Raw genomic sequence first — 21,731 nt, 5'->3', positions numbered from 1 at the left:
CCAGGCAGAAAGAATATTTCAGCCGTGACAGGAAACAGCTTACCCTATATCATCAATGGGCGCTGGAACATATGAATAAAGAAGGCCTTGAGGCAATAGTAAAAGAATATGAATCTGCTACAGAAGCAGAGAAAAAAGCTAAAGGGTGGGACACCGATTTGTCGTACAATTATGAAAAAATGTTTTATGATTATGCAAAAGAAATATTAGAAGTGGAAAACGAGATTAAATATAAATTTACATATAGAAATTCATATGAACTGCAAATAACACCTGCTACAGGCATAGAAGAAGTGGATAGGTTCCTTTTTGAAGTTTTTATGCGCAACAAACAGTTGTTAGGAGGATATGGATGGATGAAGGTTTTTTATGCAAAGATAAAAAAGAAAGCCATAAAAAACTATAAAGCCGGCACGCGCTTAAGCATTGGAATAAAGAATATTTATGGGGAATTGTATGAAAAAAGCATCCTTGAGAAAGATGAAGATTTTGCCTCCGAGTTAGATATATTTGGGTCGTATCTTGATAATTTACTAAGCGCAAATGACCATGTTAACGCCTGGCCAGTTCTTACTTCTCAAATTGATAAGGATTTAATTTATCTCGGTGTGCTCAATTATGGATATAACGGGGTGCTGTTAAGGGTTAAGGAAAAGGGCAGGGACGAAGAATTAGTGCTTAAAATTCCTTTTCTTTCAGATATATCTAAAGATGACGTTAAAAAAGAATTTGAGATAATGAAAGCGTTTACAGATGCAGGTATCCCTGGGATTGTAAAGCCGGTTAGGCTGTATGATAATGCAGTTTTAATGAAAAGAGTGTATGGAATAAGCCTTACTGAGGCTGGAAAACAGCCGGGAAAGTTTATTGACAAATTAGTTGAAACAGTAATTAAAATATCCGAGGCAGGTTATGCTTTAAAAGATTTTGGCTCGTACAATATTATGGTTGATCTTTCAAGTGATCCGGTTATAACAGATATAGCCCAATACAATAAACAATCCGAAACAGATATTTATTCTTTAATGGTTAAGAACTTATTAAACGGCGGGATTTGCACTATTGAAGAAAATTATTGCATAGAATACGTTAAAAAAGATTTTGTAAGCCTGCAAAAGAGGTTATTTGAAGTAAAACAAGCCCTGAAACGATATAGTGATAAATTTACCCTGTCAGATGAAGAAAAAGCTGATTTTCTAAAATTTGTTGTTTTAAACAGAAATATAAACCTGCCTGAGAGTTTTTCTTCAAAGGAAGAATTAGAAAAATTCATGAAAAGATCTGAGCTTGGGAAAGCCAAATTAGCTCTCTCAACCCTGGCCCTACCAGATAGCCGCTTACTGGAAAACAGTATCGGCGAGGGAAAGTTTAGATCCTTGCCAAAAGTAGCCCAGGGCGTGGTAAGAACGACAGATGAACTGTTATTTGCTCCGCTTTTGGAGATGCCTGAGTTAATAAAGCTTTCTGCCATGCGGATAGGCGGTATTTTTAATAAAGAGCTAAAGACTAAGTACAGCCAAGAGTTAGAAAAATTTATAAACGGTCATAAAAATGCCGATGGCAGCCAGTACAGCGCTAAACAAAAAGAGATATTAAGAAAATATGCTGATATGGCGATATTTTCAACGGCTGTTTCAGGAATACTAAGCTTAGGGATACTTGCAGCGCCTGTCAATATCCTAAGCCATTCTGTGGTTAATTTAGCAGACAGGGTCCGCGGCGCTTTAGGCTTTACCCGTGCACCGATGACTAAGTCAATGCCTGACACGATGAAAGACGAAGATAACGACGAAAAAGAATACGAAAGGATCTATAAATATAGAATAATAAATAATCTCAACCAATCTGTCGGTTTGCCCCTTGAACACGGTGCAGGCATTGACTATTTTGTAAAACGTCTTACTGAAGACAAAACCAGCGGCATAGAATTTGTTGTATTTGATTTTAATAGTAGTGATTTTGAAAGCGAGGTTGTAAGGGTTTTATCGGAGTATTTGAATATAGAAGTGCAAATAGAAAAGGGACAGCGTGTTGGACAGATTACACTCAACAGGCTTTTCTCAAAATTTGTCATGAAAAATAGTGACAAAAAGCACATAATTTTGTTGAAGAATATTTCAAAAGTTGATAAAGGAACGCTTCAAAGCCTGCGGGGAGTTCAGCAAACATTGGGTTTTTATTATATAGCCAATTTTGATGAATCACAATTGGCAGATGTCAAAGGTGGGACTTCTCCGTTTGGTAACATATTTATCAGAGTAACTATTTCTGACAGATTTGTCAGAGCTCAGGAAAAGGCCAGAGAAGAATTGCTGGGCTTAGTTGCCGGAGGAAAAAAAGTTATAAATCTGGTTGGAGACCAACAGTCCGGCAAAACCTATATAGTTCAGAAACTCTTAAGATATCCTTATTATAACCTGCAGACACATGCCGATGATATTACAGCCGTTCAAGATGAGATCTTGAGTTTTGTAAAAGCAGGGAAGCCTTTTGTTGTTGATGAAGCTGAATATATTGATGAATACGGTGTTGACAGCTGGGAAAAAATGGAAGCGAAGATTTTGAAAAAAGCTTCCTGCATAATATATCTAAGCGCAAAACCTATTGCAGAAATTGGCTATAAAGGTGTTTCTGAGCCTGCCCTGGTCAGGATACAGAGCCATACAGAAAATAATAGTCCGGTGCCAGCCCTGGCTAATAATACAGGGAAGTTGAAAACTGCTGCTAAAGCATTAGCCGATTCAATTGTATCTAAATGGCCGCAGCTGAATGGTGAAGGCAAAGTAAACTATGTATTTACTGGATCGCTTAGCGTTATGCTTTTAAGTATGGCAGATTCATTTATAGAACTCGAAAAAAGCAGTTCGGATTTACAAGAACCTGCCATTTATCAAATACCGGAAAACATAAAACGAATACTGCAGAAATTTGCCAGAAGAATCGGCGATCTAGATATTGTTTCGACTAGAACATATATGGATGAAAATGGAGGCCTGGCTAAACAAGGAGAGGTTCAATTAGGAGAATTAAGCCCGGAGGCCAGGGAAATAGTCCAGGGAAAAAATAAGCCGTTCTTGGTTGACCTTTTAGGTTCCGGTAGTGATTCACAGAAAATGAAATATGCCTGTAAGATGTGTATCGGAGACAAATACTATTATATATCAAATCCAAAATACATGCTTGCACAATTCACAGATAACGTATTAGGCAAATACCCGGGAACATGGAAAGATAGTATTAATGAAGATTTCCTATTATTACAAAATGTTTTAAGACAAATGTACAGTGAAAAAGAATTAATAGATAGGATTTTTGAGTATTTGCAGGCAAAAAAGGAATATTTAGATACAAGAATTCCCAGCAAAGGAAAAGATTATACGATTTTAATGGCAAAAATTGAAACAGCTTTACGCCAGCCTGGGGCTTCAGATGAATTAAAAGCGTTCCTACTTAAAGTCTTTAATACAGAACAATTTAAAAATTGGTTAGGTAAAGATTTTGTTGAAAGCCTTTCACAGCTAAAATCACAGGAAAAAAATACTAGCCAGCCGTCCGGTGCTCTGACTCTGCCGAAAAACCGAGTAGCTGAAAAATGGGTGAAAGAAAAAGTTGGCAATAAATGGTACAAGCCGGCACTTGTGTTCTTGGCCCGCTATATCGCAGACGAGCAATTCAACGGCCCGAGCCGCGAAGCGCTAAGGCTGACTCAGATTACAAGGCTCGTCATCTTTGCAGGGTTTGATAAAAACGCTCGTGACGAGTTAGGCCCTGCAATTAACAGTTTTATAGCCGAGCATGGATATACCAGTAAGTTCCAGCAAGGCTGGGTTAAGTATTTTGCCATACCGTTCGTAATATTCATTACCGCGATACCCGGGATTATTCTTATCCCGTTAGCATACCTTGTTAAAGACAACCAAAAAGCAGAAACAGCTATATTATTCCCCGTACTTTTAGTAAATGCTGTAGCTCATAGCGCTGTCAATTTAGCTAATAAAATAATTGTTATATTTGCATACGGGCTTAAAGGTATAGGGTATGTTATTAAATTTAAAGCGCTCAGCAATATTCACCCGCAAAACCTGCTCACTCCGATGACACTTCCTGCAGAGAAAAAATCATTAGAATCCTTTTCAAAAGATGAAGCAATACAAAAAACTCAGATGCTGATACAAAATAACGTTCCTTTTGATTTAGAATTTAAAAACGGGAAATTTGATGTTTATATATATGAAAACAGAAGTTTACCTAAATTAACAGATGAGGGTATAAGAAGTTCAGATACGGAAGAAAGAATATTTAGTAATTTGCGGTATTATGAAACAAAAAGGAAGGATGTGCCTGTTTCACAGTATATTGAAGGAAAGGAAATTGCACATATAGGAACGGGCTCAAGCTTAAGAGAAACACTTGTACTGTTAGACAAATATCCGGATGTCGGGAAAATACATGTCATAGAACTTGATCACTATAATTTTAAGGATATCTTTAATAAATGGATAAACCTGCCTGAAGAACAGCGCAGCAAAATAGTCCTGCACAGGGCAGATGCCTGCGACATGCCGTTTAATGATGGACAGATATCAATGATTTACTCAAATGCCCTCGGTACGGAACTGTTTCCTGATGACCTTGTTGTAAAGCTATTCAAAGAAATGAATAGGGTATTAGAAACGGGAGGAATTTTCCTGGGCCAACAAGTCATTTTTATGGATAAACCATTAGCCCTATTGTTAAAAGAAACAGGCTTTAGTATTGATGGTGCTCTGGGAAAGAATTTAGTTTACTTTGGTGAAAAACTTGCCGTAAAAAGTGATAAAGACATAAATGATGAAAATCGTGACGCAGCAACTGTTACCAAAGAAGCTTTTGACGCAACAGGCACTGAGAAAAAAGAAGAAATAGCAAGGTTTGAATTTTCGCTTAAAGCGCTTATTTCTGGATTAAACAATAAGTATATAGTATTTGATGAATTTAAAAATAACTATAAAACAATTCTTGATAAATATATTTCGCTTATGTCTGAACAGTATTTAAACAACCGTTTTAACGGCAGTTCGTTGAACTATTTATCCATACAAGGCTTATACGAAGAATTTTTAAGAGAAATAAAAAAGGAATTTGGAACTAAAATTGACCCTTCGTTGATAAATAAAGCGTCCAAGAAGTTTCTATCTCAGATAAAACGTATTGGGGAGAGCCCTCTTTATCCTTTGGTTAAAGAAATAGATGAAAACCTGGAATTTGCTGGGATAATCGGTTCAGGAAGTGACGGAGTTATCATTAAAGTAATTGACAGGTCAGGTTATGCTGTGGAAGGAAATTTTACAGGAAATCCTGAAGTTAAAGCTTTAAAAATTCCTTACGGAGGAGTAGAAGTTTACGACATTGAATTGGTAAGGTCTTCAAAAGATGAAAGGATAGCCCAACTTAATAAAGAAAAAGGGACACTGTTAGCTCTTAAAAAAGTCAAACCCGCAACAAAAACACCTCTTTGGGTAAAGATTGACCAGAGATCAAATACCTCAAACTACAATTTACATAGCGCAATCCTTATGGAATATGTTGACGGCATAGACTTGCATTCTTTCATAATAGGAGTTGAAAAATCAGGAACTATTAAAGGCAGGGTATTTAGGGCTCTTGATGAATTCTGCAATATAATGAATTCCCTTGGGATAAACATAGGTGAGCCTCAAGGAATTATTGATAAAGAAGGCAATCTAAGAATGCTTGATTTCTCAAGATCCGATAAAATTAAAGGTTCCCAAGATAATACTAACAAAGAAAAAATTAATCAAACCAAACGCCTGTTAATAATTTCATGTTTAAATAATGAAATAGCAGGCACCGGTATTATTCTAGCAGATAAAAATAAAGTAGTTGATTCAATATTGCAAAAGATGCAAGGACAAGAAGAGATTACATTGCAAGAGGCTGTTATAAAAACGCTTAAAGAACTGGGTATAAATATCGAGCCAAAACAATCCGATGTTTTGACTCAGACCACTGTTCCTCAAAATGAAGAAGATAAATTAAAGAGGCTGCAGGCAATAGCAGAGAAGGTCTCTGCTTTCCTAAAGAGCGACGATGAAGAATTAGAGGCAAAATTGCAGCCGGTAATAGAAGCAAACTATATTCATCGCCTAATAAAGTTAGAAACAGTAGTAAATGAGTTGGAGAAGAAAAAACTGGAGATCGATGGTGTGCAATATTATGATGTAGACCCTTCGGGCCAATCTTATGCTAAGGTGGAAATAGAAAGCGGCGAGCAAGTCGTTCTTTTAGGCAGAGGAGTAAATTTCTGCGTTGGCATCGCTATAAAAGGTAAAAAAGACGGCAAGACAGTGCTTGCCTTATTACACAGCATATCCCCAAGGCCCGGTGATCTTACAAGTAGAAGTAAAATAATGGCTGATGTGGCTGGAAAGAATTTGCCGAAACTACAAACGCAGCATATTATTAAGCAATTGCAAAGCGAAGGTGTAACCGATATACAAGTTTATGCGAATGGTTATGCTGATTCACTATTCCCGGAAGACGATGCAGCTTCATTAAAAGATAAACCGGAAGCAGTTTTGGCACCTTTACTCTCCGATCAATTTGGCCTTCCTATCGAGGGTATAGATCTAAAAGATATGAGCATAAAAAGGCCTTATGAATCTGTCGTAGTAGTAACAGAGGACGGTATCGTTGTTTTCGATAAAAAGGATCCTCAAAACCCGACTAGTACTATACACCTCTGGAGCGGACAAACAGGCCCAGGTTCAGTTGCCATGACCCTCCTGCCCGGCAGCCGCGTGGTGGAGAATCTTATCAGGGAAGAAAGGTTTAAGTCTTTGCCAAAGCCGGTCCAAGGGCTGGTAAGAACGGCTGATGAACTGGTATTTGCTCCGATTTTAGAGATGCCAAAGTTAATAATCCTTGCTGCTTTATGGATTGGTGGTAAATTTATCAAAGAGCTAAAGAATAAATATAGCCAAGAATTAGAAAAGTTTATAAATGGCCACAGAAATGAAGATGGCAGCCAATACAGTGCGGAACAGAAGGAGATTCTGAAGGAATATGCAAATATTACAATAATTCCCACAGCGGTTTTAGGTGTAATAAGCTTAGGTGTACTTACTGTGCCGGTTAGTATCCTGATACATTTTGCAATTAATTTAACCGACAACATCCTGGGCGCTTTAGGATTTACGCGTGCTCCGATGACAGATACAGGCCGGCAAAATAAAGTAGCACTCAAAATAAGTCCAGCAGAAGTCCAAACTGCAGTCTTCTCGGGGCAGTTAGATAGGCGTACAAAACAACATGCGGTTGTGGCTAATACACAGGATGCTGAAGAAAAGAAACTAGCCTATGAAATACAAAAAGAGATGATAGGTTATATAATGGTTTTTGCTGAAACAGGGAATTATCACATTTACAAGAGACTGGTTGATCTTACTAAAAAATATCCAGATGTATATCAAAGTATATACGTTTTAACAGATGATTTTTATAGCCGTGCTGGATTTACAAAAGGGGTGGCTTTATCCAACGCCATAATTGTTACGCGGTTTTGGATGGACATGTATAATACAAAAAAGATGCAGGTCATGCTTAAAGAAATAGACAAGCTGAATACCCTCTACTCAGATTCTTTCGGAGGCTATGAAATTGATAACATGATTTTCAAGCTGTTATTTATGACAGTAAAAGAAGTGCAAAAAGTTTATCAGGTTGGAATGAATGATATTTCCGATGAACGTGTAGGAAGCGCTCACGAGTTCGGGCATATGATAGGGACAGTAACTCAAGCTCTCAAGATATCTAAAAGAGAAGGTGTAGAAACTGGACAACTTAAGGTAGTAATTGCAGGCGCCATGTTGCACGATTTAGGAAGAATAATTATGCTTATAGAACAGAAAGGGGGCACCATCGAATACATGGAACATGAAAAAATCGGAGCAGAACATGTATACCCGATTTTAAGTTTATTAAAATCCGCCAGAAATAATTATTCATTCTCCAGGGATGAAATGGAACACGTGAAAAACATAGTGCTTGAACATGAAAAAGGCACAGGCCCGGAGCCTAGCACCAAGCTTTCTAAAATAGTCAGCGATGCTGATCTGTTAGACATAGATATAAAAAGGCTTATTACTATAAATAGGGATTATAACCGTACTTTCTATCACAGTAAAGATAAGCTGCCTGCTAAACGGAGAGTAGAGCTTGTATGGGCAAATAGTGTAAAGGCAACTAAGGGGAATAAGGCGCGGCTTTATAAAGAAGCCGACACCCTTACTTATCTCATGAAAACCTTATGCGCCGAATATAAACCCGATACTTTCTACACAGAATCAGGCAGAAGCATTGGGTTTGGGCCTGAAAGGTATGAAGAGTTCAGAAGGGAAATACACGAAGCTATTGACGAAAATATCTATGATGCATCTGCAAGACAAGAAGCTCATAAAATGGTTGATGAGTTCATAGCAGAATGGGAAATAAAAATCAATGCAGACAAGCCCGCTGTTCAAAGCGGTGGAAAAGAAAAATTAAAAGGCGGGCTTATACCGTTGTTCATGGATTACTTTTACAAGAGAGGCGTTAGCAATGAAGTTTATGCAAAGCGCATAGCGCCCTGGCTTGAAAACCTCATTCCGATATTGACGGGCGGCCTGGCCGGTGCAGCTGCCTACTTATTAAGCAATAATATAGCCCTTACAGCACAGTTCTGGGCTATAGGATATATAGCAGGCTGGGTAGTGTTTGTGGTTTTGCATATTATTTCTGGTTCCATAACAAGAGCGCCGCCCCAAAACATAGCTATAGCCGGCGGGATAGGTTTATTAAACAGCCTTCTTGCCTTGCCTCTATTGCTGCTGCAAGTTTCAAACCCTGTAATAACGGTTTCATCCATTCTTATTCTTTCCGCCTTATCCGTCCTTATACATAAAACTATAAATGATAGATTAATCTCAAATAAAACTTTAATGACAGCAGAATCAGCTAAGCCTGACACCAAACTCGATGAAGAACTGGCTTCTTTTGAAACCGTGGAAACAGCCGGGGGGAGTGCTCCGATAGCAATACCATATAGTACGTTGAGCGATACATTGAGAGGAGCTTTGCGGGCCGCTAAAAAATTAAATGTGGCTATAGACCTTCAAATTAAATCCACCACGTTTGATGAGGTCGCTCAATTAACCCGGAAAGACCGCGCCGAACTGATAAAGAGAGTTAAGGTTGCCCATTCAGACTGGCACCAGGTGTGTTTTGCCGATCCGGACCCGGTTAACAAGCAAAAGGATATTGCTTATGCAAAAAAAGAAATCGATTTTCTGGCTGAACTGGGAATAAAGTACATGGCGGTTCACCCGGAGGGAATTGGTTTTGCCGGTCTTTTGACTGCCGAAGAGAAGATAGACAATATCGCCTCTGTGCTCAAAGATTTGGAATATTATGCCCGGCAAAAAGGTATATTTGTTCTTTTAGAGAACATGGAAGGCGACAATCCCAGGTACACGAGAGACATTTTAGATAAAGTTGACAGCTCAGTTGGGTTGTTAGAAGGCCAGCATGTTCCGAATCTCGGGGTCACCCTGGACCTTTATCATGCAAAAGGGTCCATAGAAAAGGGCAACGGGACAGTTGATGATTTCATTCGGCTTTTGGGGCCGAGAGTTATGAACATGCACATTAACGACGAGGTTGAAAAGTTCGGCAATGAAGCGAACCCGCCGCATCTGCATATGCCTCTTGTTACGCCCGAAGGGATAACTCTTTTTTCAAGGATCATAAGAGAAGTTTCGCCCCAGGTTGTGAGTTTTGAAGTTTTCAGCGGTTACGGCGACCCTGCCATAATGGGACAAATGATAACCACGGCCCGGGATGCCAGTAAAACAACACCCATAGAAAAAAAGATGAGCGAGAGTGCCCGCAGGCAGGTTATTAAAACAGTCAAGACAGCACGGCAGGAAGCCTTAAACGGCAACAACGAGAAGGCTATTCAGTTGCTTATAAACATATTGAGAAAGGATTACAGGCTTGCCAACGTCCTGGTGGACGGCGTGTCTATCGGGACACAACTGGGGCTATTCTTGAGAGCAGGCCCTTCAAATCTTGCGAAGAGTTCTAAAAAAACGTTGCCTGGCTTCGGAACTATCCTTTCTGCATTATCCGTCTTTATACACAAAGTTATAAATAAAATATTAATCTCGGATAAGGCCTCAATGACAGCAGAATCAGCCGGGACTAAGCAAGTAAAGCCTGATACCAGAGTTTCTGCTGACACTAGAGCAGATACCGGAGTTCAGCCTGAAGAAAAAAGGCCTCTTCTTACTGTCCAACCTGTTAACCCAAAGCCTGATCTGGACAAGACAAAACTTTTTATAAATGCTGTCGCTGCGGTTCAAAAAAGAAAAAGTTCTATGCCCGAATTTTCCTTTGATAATAAAATGTATTATTGGGAAGAAATCATTCTTGAATTATTATACGGAATGAATAACGGCCTGGATTTCAATGTTCAGGAAGAAATGCCGAAAGCTATGAGTATAATAACAGAAGCAGAAAAATATGCCAACTCAAACGAGCAGGGATTGAAAGCTGCCTTATCGGAAACGATGTCTAGAGAAGAAGCCGGAATAATAATTGCAGGGCTAAAAGAATGGAGAAAATATGCCACGTTTGAAAGGCTTTTGATCAGTTCTTTCCGTGTTGAAGGAAATAAGGTTACTAAAACAGACATCGCATATGACGATGCCGGAAACGTAATTAAACGTGATTACCCGAAATCAAAGCACTATGACATACCATATATAATAAATGCTGTTGAAAAAGGCAGGATTATTTTTGCAGACACTTATACAGGAACAAATTCTATTATAATGAAATTTTTTGAGCAGGCAGGAAAAAGGATTGTTTCACAGCAGGAACAGATAGAACTCGGGATACCTCGTATTATAGGAGAAGGGGGGTCTGTCAATGAGCGCGAAATGGACATTATATCGGTAGCCGGTTATGCTATAGCAAGAAGGTATACGATGATATCTAAGCATCAAGATTTGTCTTTAGAAGGATTGCAAAGACATTTGGATGATTTGTCTAAAGCACTTTTAAAATATGAACAAGACGAAGATGAACAAAGTGCTGCATTTTATAAAAATCTCATTATACGTACACAGGAACAAATTGATTATGTAGGAAAACACCCTGAAATTGTGGATGAAGTAAAAAATAGTTTTCCGATGATATTCGGAATAAACTATGCCAGGCTGAAAGAAAAAAATGAGAAAGGAGGGCCGAAAGGCAGAGGCCAGATCGTAAACAATGTGCCTCTTGAAGCTATAAGCCATGTTTATATCCCAAAAGAAAAGATTACGGAGGTTAATGAATGGCTGGAAAAAATAGGCGCAGAAGATGTTTTAGTAATACCTATTGAAGAAATAGAACAAATACAAAAAGTTCCTGATCTTGAAAATTACACTCAAGACTTCGGCGATCAACCTTTTAATATAGTTGACAATGACAGTTTAGAAATGCCGCTTGGCAAGGTTATAAAGTCCGTTATTACTTGGGAAAGGGCAAGCAGGCGTAATATAAATGACGCAAACGCTGCAATTACCGCATATATTGAAAGCTATCAGGCTGAATGGTCTCCTGAGCAGGGCCAAGTAACCGTAAAGGCCAGGCCCGGTATTTCTGTCGGAGAAATCCTTGAAAGAATACGCAAAGTATTGTCTTTTGCACAAGAAGAACCGGGTATTATTGAAATGAGTGTCCCACAGGGAAACATAGATAATTATATATATTCAGATATAGATAAAAAGATATTTGCTCATTTGTTTATAGAGAAAAAAGAAGGCTTGAAAGTTATAAGGAACAACACACCTTCCGGCAATAGCGGTATGAGGGTAGAAATGAAAGGAGAAGTTGATATAACGTATTCCGATAAACCTGAGTCTGTAGTGTATGATGAGTCTGGGCAGAGAGGGGCGAGGTTTGAGTTAAAAATTGCAGGTGCAGGTAATATCGACTGTACTTTAAACCCGATGCTTTTGGGAAATACCAGGGACATACGGGACCTGACGGACGAATCCATCCTGTCCCGTAACTGGGAGTTTTACCGCAGAATGCTTGAACGCGGAACAGATGTATTTGCAGAACTAGGAGTTTCACATGAAAACGATGGGAGCACGGTTATAATATTTATATCAAGCAATGGGAATCAAAAAGTAAAAATCACTTTTCCTGCCGGTGTGAAAGTAGAAATTATAGATAATAATGTGATACTGATGGAAAGAGAAACTCAGCATATAGTAAACAAAAAAGCTCTCAAAATAAAAGCGGATCGGAGTTTTGATGTAAAAATAGAATTTACTACAAATGACACTCCTCTTGAACCTTATAAATTGGAAGAACTATTTATCCCCGAATTTCTCGAAGCCTTTTACAAGCTAAAATCCTCCGTTGAAGCAGGCCAGGCTTCGCCGGAAGAAGAAAAAGAGTTTGAAGTCCAGCAAAACCTTATAAAAACTGCACGGTTTTTGATATACAAAGATGTCTGGCTTGCAGGCAGTTGGCGGTTCTTGACTTATTTCGGCAGGGATACGGCAATAACCTTAAGGATGCTGATGCCGATTTTAAATCGGGATGTCGTAGAAAATGCCATTGAATCCATATTAATAAGAGAAAGTGATAAAGGAGAGGTATCTCACGAGGAAGATGTAAGGTTTGCGGCTGATGACCCGCATCGGAACGATTATAAGATGGCTGATGAAAACCTTATGCTTCTTCCTGTTTTTATGGACTACCTAAAACAGTACGGTGCCGGTGCAGCAGAGCGTTTCCTTAATAAATACAAAAATCCTGATGTGCAGGTCCTTGACTTATTGCTGAGAAACCTTGAGTTCAATATAGCAAATATCCAGCGTTATGCAAATGACAGCGAGTTTAAAAGTCTCATCGCATCAGTTAACCTTGGCCCCAAGGCAAACTGGAGAGATATGGAAAACGGCCTTGGAAGAGGTATTTACCCTGGCGATGTAAATGCTATGTGGGCGTATATAAATGTTTTGCTTTACGGCGAATTGTTGGCTTCAGGGCTTAAAGGTGCAATCGAAGAAAAAATGGAATATAAATCGAATCAAATCAGGTACCCTTATCTTTACAACTACATCAGGCAAAACGAAAACCAAAAGGCAAAAGAGCAGGAAGCCTTAGCTCTTTCCTGGCAAAAGGCAGGCGAAAGTTATAGGGTGAACTTATCTATCGAGGAATGGCGCAGCAGGTTAAGAGTTTACTATGACTGGCTAAAAGTCGAAAATCCAAATGAGGCAAAAAAACTTCTTTCAAGAAAAATAGGGGCCGGTGTTACATTAAAAGATTTTGTGTACGAAAATAAAGCTTTGCCGGATGAATACGGGAAATCTTTCTCATATTTTGCCCTTAGCAAGGACAAAAACGGGACAAACATACCTGCTGTCAACAGCGATGTCATATTTAAACTACAAAATGAAAAGCTTTCTCCTGAAGAAGTGGTTAAGCTGCTTCAGCCTTTTTTTGTACCTTACGAATTAGGCGGCCTTTATATGAAAGGCATTGGTTTTGTGGTTACAAACTCTATGCTTGCAAATGACAATTATGAAAAGTGGGAACCCCTGGACATACCCGCCTATCACAGGCCTCGGCTTCCTTCAATATGGCAGATGCTGGACAAAAATGCTTACCATGGAGCAACGATATGGGGATATCATTTGACTATGCTCCAAATAGTGCTTACAAAGTATATAGAAGATGCATCCCAGTCCGGAATAAGTGAAAGCGATAAAAATATTGCCATAATTAAGTCGTTCCTGTCAAGATTAGATGCTGACATCTCAAATTGCGACAAGTTTCAAAGCCAGGAACTCTTTACCTGGGAAATTGAAAACGGAGAATATAAGCCTGTTCCTTATGGGACTAAGGGCTCCCAGGCTGTCTCCTGCGCTGCACAGTTGTGGAACGTTATAAAGTTAGGCCTTATTCATCTTCAAAATGTTAAAAAAGCTCGTACCCGGACACTTGGAATACCTGGTGCTGGGCATATGGATCTAGGGAAATATGATTATATAATGAGCTGGGCAAAGCCGTTAGAATCGATTCGCACGCTGGTTCTTATAGGGATCATTCATTTCCATGAGTTCAGGCATTACCTTGCTGCAAGCATGATGGGTCTGCACGCAAAAATCCCTGACATAGACTCAAGATCTCTTAAAGGTAAAGTTGAGCTTAAAGAAGCCCCCAAAAATTCCCTGAAAGCACTTATTTTCTTTGTTGTTGGCCCGGTGTTCGATGTACTGCTTTCTGTTTTCATTCCGGTCATTGTCCAGGGGCTTACAGGCATAGACCTCCTGGCAGTCCTTAGCCTCATAATCTCCTATTATTTCCTAACGGCAGGAACTTTAGGTTCCAAAGAAGACTGGCAAGATATAAAAAATATTGTTTTTGGCAATGCTGAGCTTGCCAGAAATCAAGCCTTGAAAAAGCTAATTCCGGATGAGCTGACTGGCAAAATAGTGCAAGAAGAGGGCAGAACCAGGCTTTATGTTTGGGATGAAAAAGCTAAAAAATACAGGGACATTAAAGAGGTTTCCGGTGCGGTATCTTTGGCAAAAGCTTTTTATGTGGTTCTGCCCAAGGGTTATTCTCCCCATAAAGCTTATACAATGACGATGTTCCTGCACGGCTATGCGCATCCGCTTATAGAAACATTAAGCTCCGCTGAAAAACTTGAGTCTCCGTCCTCTATCCTTGTGGTTCCCATAGGCCCGGTTCAGGAAGAAAACGGCACTTTTTCCTGGTTTGGGAAACCCCTTATCCTTAAAGACCCTGAGGATAAAGCGAAACAAAAAGCAAGCGAACCTATCTTTGAGATAGTTTCCCGGGTAAAAAAATCTTTCAATATCAATAAGGTTGTTATAGGCGGTAATTCCCAGGGCGCTCTTATGGCGCTTTATTGCCTGTTTACGTCGCCCAAATTATTTGATTCTGCGTTTGCCGTAAACGTACCGTACATTAAGGGGAATGTTAAGGCAACGGCTGAAAGTTCCGGAAAAAGAGTACTGTTGTTAAATTCCATTGAAGATATTATTGTACTGCCGAAAAGAACAGAAGCAATGAGTAAGGAGCTAAGTAATAATGGAATATTATTAGATAGCTATACCTATCCTTATGGCGAACATCATGAAATGGTTGTCGGCATGGGCCCGGACATAGTTTCCTGGCAAAATGAAAAAGTAGAAAAAGCCGGATCAAAAGACCAGTATCTAGATATACTTTTAAATGAAAATCTGCCTCTTGACGAGCGCTGCCAAAGCTTCTTAGGCCTTGAACGGGTGGTTCCTGCAGATGACCCTGTCTGGAAAGATAAGAGGATAGTTTTTGTTTCTAAACTACTTGCTGCCAAGTATCAACTGGCGACTGCAAGGCGCATCTTAGCCTATTTAACTGAGCATTTTCCGGGCCAGGAACAGGGTTCCCAGGGATTCTTAAAGTCTTTTGGAGATTTTGCTCAAGAACTAAACGCCTCGGATATTCTTTTCGAACAGTATATTACAGGCCCGGAAAACAAAGCCGGCAGGCAAAGTGTTTTAGATTTGATTTTGCGCATTGAAAAACTTTCCAAATCAGGCGTTTCTTTGGAAAGTAAATGTAATTCGTTCAGCTGCGGCATGTTTTTGGCGATAGAACAGGCAAAATTATCCAGAAAAGAAAGAAGTCCATTTGCCGCTCATATAGGTGCGGCTATACTTGATTCAAACGGGGTTAAACTCGGTGAAGGCTATAACAGGGAAGGCCATCAACTGCATGCCGAAGAATTCGCGATCATAGATTTGATTGCAAGGTTGATAGGCGTAGATACTGAAAAATTGATAAGTGCAGATGAAAACGATGAGCATGTAGATAAAAATGTAGATAAAAATGGCAAGCGTATTGAAGCTCTCTCTAAAGAGTTCAATGATCCGCTCAATGATTCAAAAAAGGATGAAATTTATAAAAAGTTAAAATCAATTATAATTAAGTCAGGTAAATTCGAAAGCGAAGATGCCTTAGTAGCCTTATTTGATGAAACAAGTGATTCATTTTTAGAAATAGCCGGCATTATAGAAAAAATAACCGGCAAGCATATCTTTGATAATATAATCTTATGCGGGAGTATGACTCCCTGCAATAAATGTGCTTCAATGTTTTTGAAATTAAAAATGAATAGTCTAATCTTTGGCGCAAAATCCCCTAATCCGAAACATATAGGCATTGCAACACTTAAGGCAGCAGGTGTTGACAGCATAATTACCGATGTGTATGCAGGCCAATGTGCCAGGGTAAGCTGGTTTTTTATAATAGTTTCGCGCCATATTCCAAAACTGTATGCTTTTATGCAGGTATTTTTTAGGACAAAATCTATAAAAGAAAACGAAAGTTCTGAAAATAAAACAGGCAGAACTACATTACCGGTTATCTTTAAAAACAAAGACCTTTCCGGCTTAGGCAAAGCTGATAAAAAATGTATGGAGCGTTTAATGGGTGCGCCACCTATCGTCGAGAAAATTCTTTCTTTACAGGCGCCCGAAGGCACAAGGCACCTGCCGCAAAAAGGGCTGATGCCTCCGGATTTAACGCGTGAAGAGTTCAGGGAATACGTAAGTCATCTCTCTGTTGAGGAAAGGGCGAAATTTGAAAGCCCTTATACTGTGATAAAAGGAGAACGGGATAAGGTTACGGGCAAATGGGAAAAACTTGAAACAAGGCCGTTCTCCCTGGAATATGAAAAGGAAGTGCGGGAACTCTGTTCTTGCCTTAAAACGGCAGCTGAAGTAGAAGGGTTAAACAAAGGGATGAAGATTTACATACAGAAACTCATTGCAGCGCTCAGCGAAACAGAAACAGATAAAATAGATGATGCCTTTAAGGAAGCCAGCCGTGCCTGGCTAAAGACCACAAGCCTGCCTTTTACATTTTTACTGGGACCGGGTGATGACTATCCGGATGAAATGTTAAAACGTAAATGCTTTTTTGAGATGAGTATACATATAAAAAATAAAAAACTAATCAAAAAAGAACAAAAAATAAATGAAAATATCGAAAAGTTCAATGCTTCTTTAGATAACCTGGCAAAGGATGATGCTGTTTTTTCACAAATGCTTGCGGAGTATAGAAAAAGTAAAAAAGAAAGCAGGCTGGTTGGCCAAAAACAGAAAATACTGTTTTATGATACATTTTTCTCCGTAGATTATGGTAAAATGCCTGCTTTAGGCGTGAGAAATCCGGGTATCCTGGATTTAAAAGAAGATACCGGCATGATATTCGTCAACATGCTAAAAATAAAAATCGGGGAAACTCTAGGTCAAATAAAAACCCGCATATTAAACAATTCAAAGGGTTTTAAGACTAGTTTTGAAGCACTTACAGAGTTGACTACTTTTCATGAAATAGGGCACATTCTTCTAGACCCGCTGGAATCAAGGACTGACCTGCTCAGAGAGGATTATAACATCATCTATGAACTTGTTGGAGAGCTTTTCTCTTTATACCAGATAGGAGAGCAGTATAAGAACAAAGAGATTGACATAGAAAAGGCAAAGGAAGGGTATATTACTTTTATTGCCTTAATGGCCCATGTCTTTGCAAGGGAAAAAGAAGAGGACTATAAAAAAGGATATAATATTATATTTAAAACCCTGGAAGAAGCCGGGATCCTTATCCCGAATAACGGCCGCTTTGACCTTAATCTGAAAGATGAGGCAGATATTAATAAATTGCACAAAGGCATTACAGCTCTGTTAAAGCAAACGCTTTTGGTGCAGGAAACAGGAACTGCAGAAGATATAAAGAAATTTATAGAAGCCAACCAGATCGAAGGCCTTGAGAAAACATTGGCCGCTCTTTTAGAAGGCATAGAGACACAGCCAAACATCGATTTTGTCAGTGCCCGGAATATGGCTAAGAAAGTCAGCCGGGGAGGCAATAATATATTCAGGTATATAAAAGGTTTAAACATCAATGAACCGGTAAAAATAAAAGCCATGGTCTTTGATATCGACAGGACATTATCAGAGACTGGATATTCTCCGCTTAATGAAAAAGCTAAAGAACAGATAATAAGGGCTCTGGAAGCTGATATACCGGTTCTATTGCTAACCGGGAGTATGTTTAAAAAAGACCAAAAAACTACATTATTTAAAAGCGCTGGGGCAGATGATGTTAATATTGAAATTAAAAGCTATGATATGAATGCAATTGAACTGCGTATATTAGAAGACCTAAAAAATGAGATGGGAAAAAGAGGTACAACAAGCAAGCTTTCAAATTTACAAATAAGGGCATTTTCGGGTTTAGAAAAGGTAACTTTTGATAATTCTGGTAATTATAACTATGTTTATGATGACCAAAAGCAGTTTTCTCCACGGGCACAAAGAGAAATAGGCAGGGCCCTTGCGATAGGGTACCTGGAAGTTTTATCCGAAACAAAAGGTATCAGTTTAGACGGAGCAATCAAAAGGCTTAAAGAGGCAGGCAATATTATCGAAGTTCGCAGTATCTTTACAGAGGCAGTTAAACCGTATGGCGATGTTTTATTCAATATTTTCGATTCAGAAATCGAGGTAGACGAAGTGGAAGTCAGCGGAATAGATTTTGGAAAAGCGCGGGAGATAGCGTTAAATATATTGAAAGAAAATTATGGGTCAATAGAAAAAGACGGACAAAACAGATTGTACCTGTTAAACGGGAGTAACTTTTTTAATGTAAGTCTATTTAGTAAAGCGGACGAGTCAACTGATTATTTAGGGGGCATTAAAGGAGATGGAGTTGTTTTGTGCATGGGAGATTCAGGAGTTGATACATTCCTCTGGGAGCAGAAAGAAGAAAAAACAGTATCGGTATTCCTTGGCAAAGCCTCAATACCTCCAGACAAAAAAATATTAGTTGCATGTAAAGGAAACAGCGATGACTTACAATCCGAAGGTTCGGGGTATGTAATTGAGAAGTTCTTGGATGCAAGAGAAAATAAGAAAACCTACCTTGAATTATCCGCAACCCTGTCCGAAGGAGAGCTTTCTTTAAAGACAGCAGGAGAAATAATAGTAGAAGCTTTTATACAGGCTATAGCTGCTGCATTTAAGGGGAGTATAAAGCATACGATTAATGCAGTTAAATATCGCGGGACGATAAAGGGTTTTGTTGTTAACCTTTTCGGGAGAGAATCCTTCCTTAAAAAAGAGTTTAAAATAAAATCTGCAACAGAATACAGGCCTATTGGTGTTGGAGAGAATAGCGGTGTTGTTGAAAAAGAACTGCTGGATAAAGCAGAGTACGGTATAAACGAAATCGGATTTACTTATATAACACAGGAGGAAGCAGAAAAACAAAGATTGGATAAGCTGACAGGAAACGGGATACCTTTTATAACTTATAATTTAAGTGATTCGCCCCAATCTTTGAATGTTTGGGCAAAAGTGTTGAGGACTCAAAAAGGTTCTGCTTTGATGCTCTATGTGGAAAAACCAGCCGGGGCTCTGGCTGAGATAGAGCCTGCTGTGTACGACTTATTATTAACTAAATTCCTTGCGCAGTTCCTCAGGAATATAAACGGAAACAGCCGGCTGGTGGACAGCTTAAAATCATTCGGGCTTCCTGGCGAGTTTTTTATCGGCAATACGCTTAAACCGGACATGATCTCGGGTAATTCAAGGATAATGGCTTTTATGGTGCAGGGCAACGTTAAAAATAAATTCATTATAAACGGCAACAGTATCTCGTTTGAAAATAATACCCGCCAGGAAACAGAAGTTTTATTTACAGATACAAAGTTTAATGTGGTTCTAGAAGACGAAAAACAAAAAGTTGAACAGGAAGTCTCTCAAGATGTGGCAGGCGCTGTTTCTGGCAGTATTGTGGTAAATGACGGGAAGGTAAATTATTGGGATCTAGTTAATGCCTCTGATGCCATTGACTGGGTTGAAACACAAAAGGCGTCATTTATCGAACGCATGATAGACTTCGCTCAGTTGATGAGGAAAAGGGCCGTAACTGCCGGCTTTAGAAAAGGCTCGGACATTATCCTGGAATTTGACCAAAAATTTTACGATGAGAACAGCGTCACAGATATTGAAAACCTCCTTAAAGAGAATAACGCCCTGTTTAGGGTAAACGGCAAATATGTCAGCGTTGAAAAAATAAAAGATAAGAAAATATTAAAAAATATCATTCTTGCCTGCAATATAGATGTTAACAGAGATATAAAAGATATAAAAAAATTAGCCGCCGATTTGCAGAAGCACGGTTATAGAGGCATGCATCTTGCTCTGGAACGGGATTTGTCACAAGAGGAATTTGCTTTCCTAAGAGACTTGAAAAGGAAGAACCCGGAGTTTATTGTATCTCTTACACTTAGCGAGAAATCGCAGTACAGCCAGCAGGATTTGCAGAAAAAATATAACTTTGTTGTTGAAAGGGAATTTACCCCGAAAACTGCGGGCAATGTTATATCCGATGAAAATATTTCCTGGAAACTTGAGTTTAAAGGGATAAACAGCAAAGACGGGCTAAAGGAATTTTTAGGAAAAGCTTTCCATTCAGGAGCGGTCTGGGTTGTTTTACCTTATGATTTAACAAGCATAGAGGAAATTAACTCGTTGAATAAAGAGGATGAAAGAATGATAGATGAAATAAATAATATGATAGACAACATGTCTAAACCGTTTAAACCCAAGGACCAGAAAACTATACTTGAAGAAGCATATAAATCCGGTTTGAACTTTGCCAGAGGTTTTGATACGCAGGCTTTCAGCGAAACGACTCTTGGTTTGCTGGCCGGGGCGCTTCAATCAGGCGATATTTATAAAGTCTCAAAAGTTTTGGATGACTGCGATGAATTTAAAGGTATGAAGGATACCGGTGGTAAGTTGAAAAATAAGGCTTTTTACGGGGTTTTGATGGAAATGCAGAGTTATTCAAGGAAATATAATGCACTCAAGGGTAAAGACCAGGTGCAGGCAGACAATATAAGGTCCCAAGGCATTAAATATATCCTTGGCGTGCTGCACAAAATGACAGAGGTTAAATATAAATTAGATAACCTGGAGTTTTCAAGCGATAATGCCAGGTATGCATTTTTTATGATGATATTGTTTACTCCGGAAAAGAACAGGGGTCTTGATTATTTCCTTGCCATAAGAGATTATGAAAATGCAAAAGAATATTTCAGGACTGAAAGTACAAAACAGGCTGTTACCAAGGAAGAGTCTTTAAGGCTGGTTGAAGCCCTGTTGAATTGTTCCGCTGTCAAGGAAGACAGAGAGTTCATGCAGGGAGTGATTGATTTTACTGATAAGACCCTTGCAGGGTATTCCCGAGAGAACCTGCAGCAGCTGGAAATTAATATTCTGCCTGTTTTGTATAATGTTTTGGACGCAAGGTTACAGCTAAGAGGAAGCGGAAAGTGGAAAGCTTTGGGCCTTTTAGTCGAGGAAAGAATTGACAGTATAAACCCGGCCTTGAACTCACCTGATTATACAATCATAGAAAACCTTGCTCAGAGGGATCCAAAAGCCATAGCGCTGATGGAGCCTGCTGTTATCGCAGCTACCTGGAGGGTCCTTGGAATTTCATATAACTTTAAAATAAAGGGTATTTTAGAGGAAACAATTAAAGAGGCAACCGAGGCTACAAGGATAGCTTCAGTAGAAGCCCTAAAGTCCGCAGCATAG

The 21,731-nt window shown here is 39.1% G+C and carries 1 protein-coding gene (running past one end of the window); it reads left to right on the top strand.

The window, feature by feature from the left end:
- Positions 1-21,731, top strand: the 3' portion of a protein-coding gene (locus LHV68_04435) for a TIM barrel protein (protein ID MCB4791116.1). It extends 16,177 nt beyond the left edge of the window; 21,731 of the gene's 37,908 nt are visible here — the last part of the coding sequence; the start codon falls outside the window, past its left edge; it ends in the stop codon at positions 21,729-21,731.

It is taken from the genome of Candidatus Liberimonas magnetica, from assembly GCA_020523885.1.
Classification (GTDB): Bacteria; Elusimicrobiota; Endomicrobiia; order Endomicrobiales; family JAFGIL01; genus Liberimonas; species Liberimonas magnetica.
This window is presented reverse-complemented; position numbering and strand designations above follow the sequence as displayed.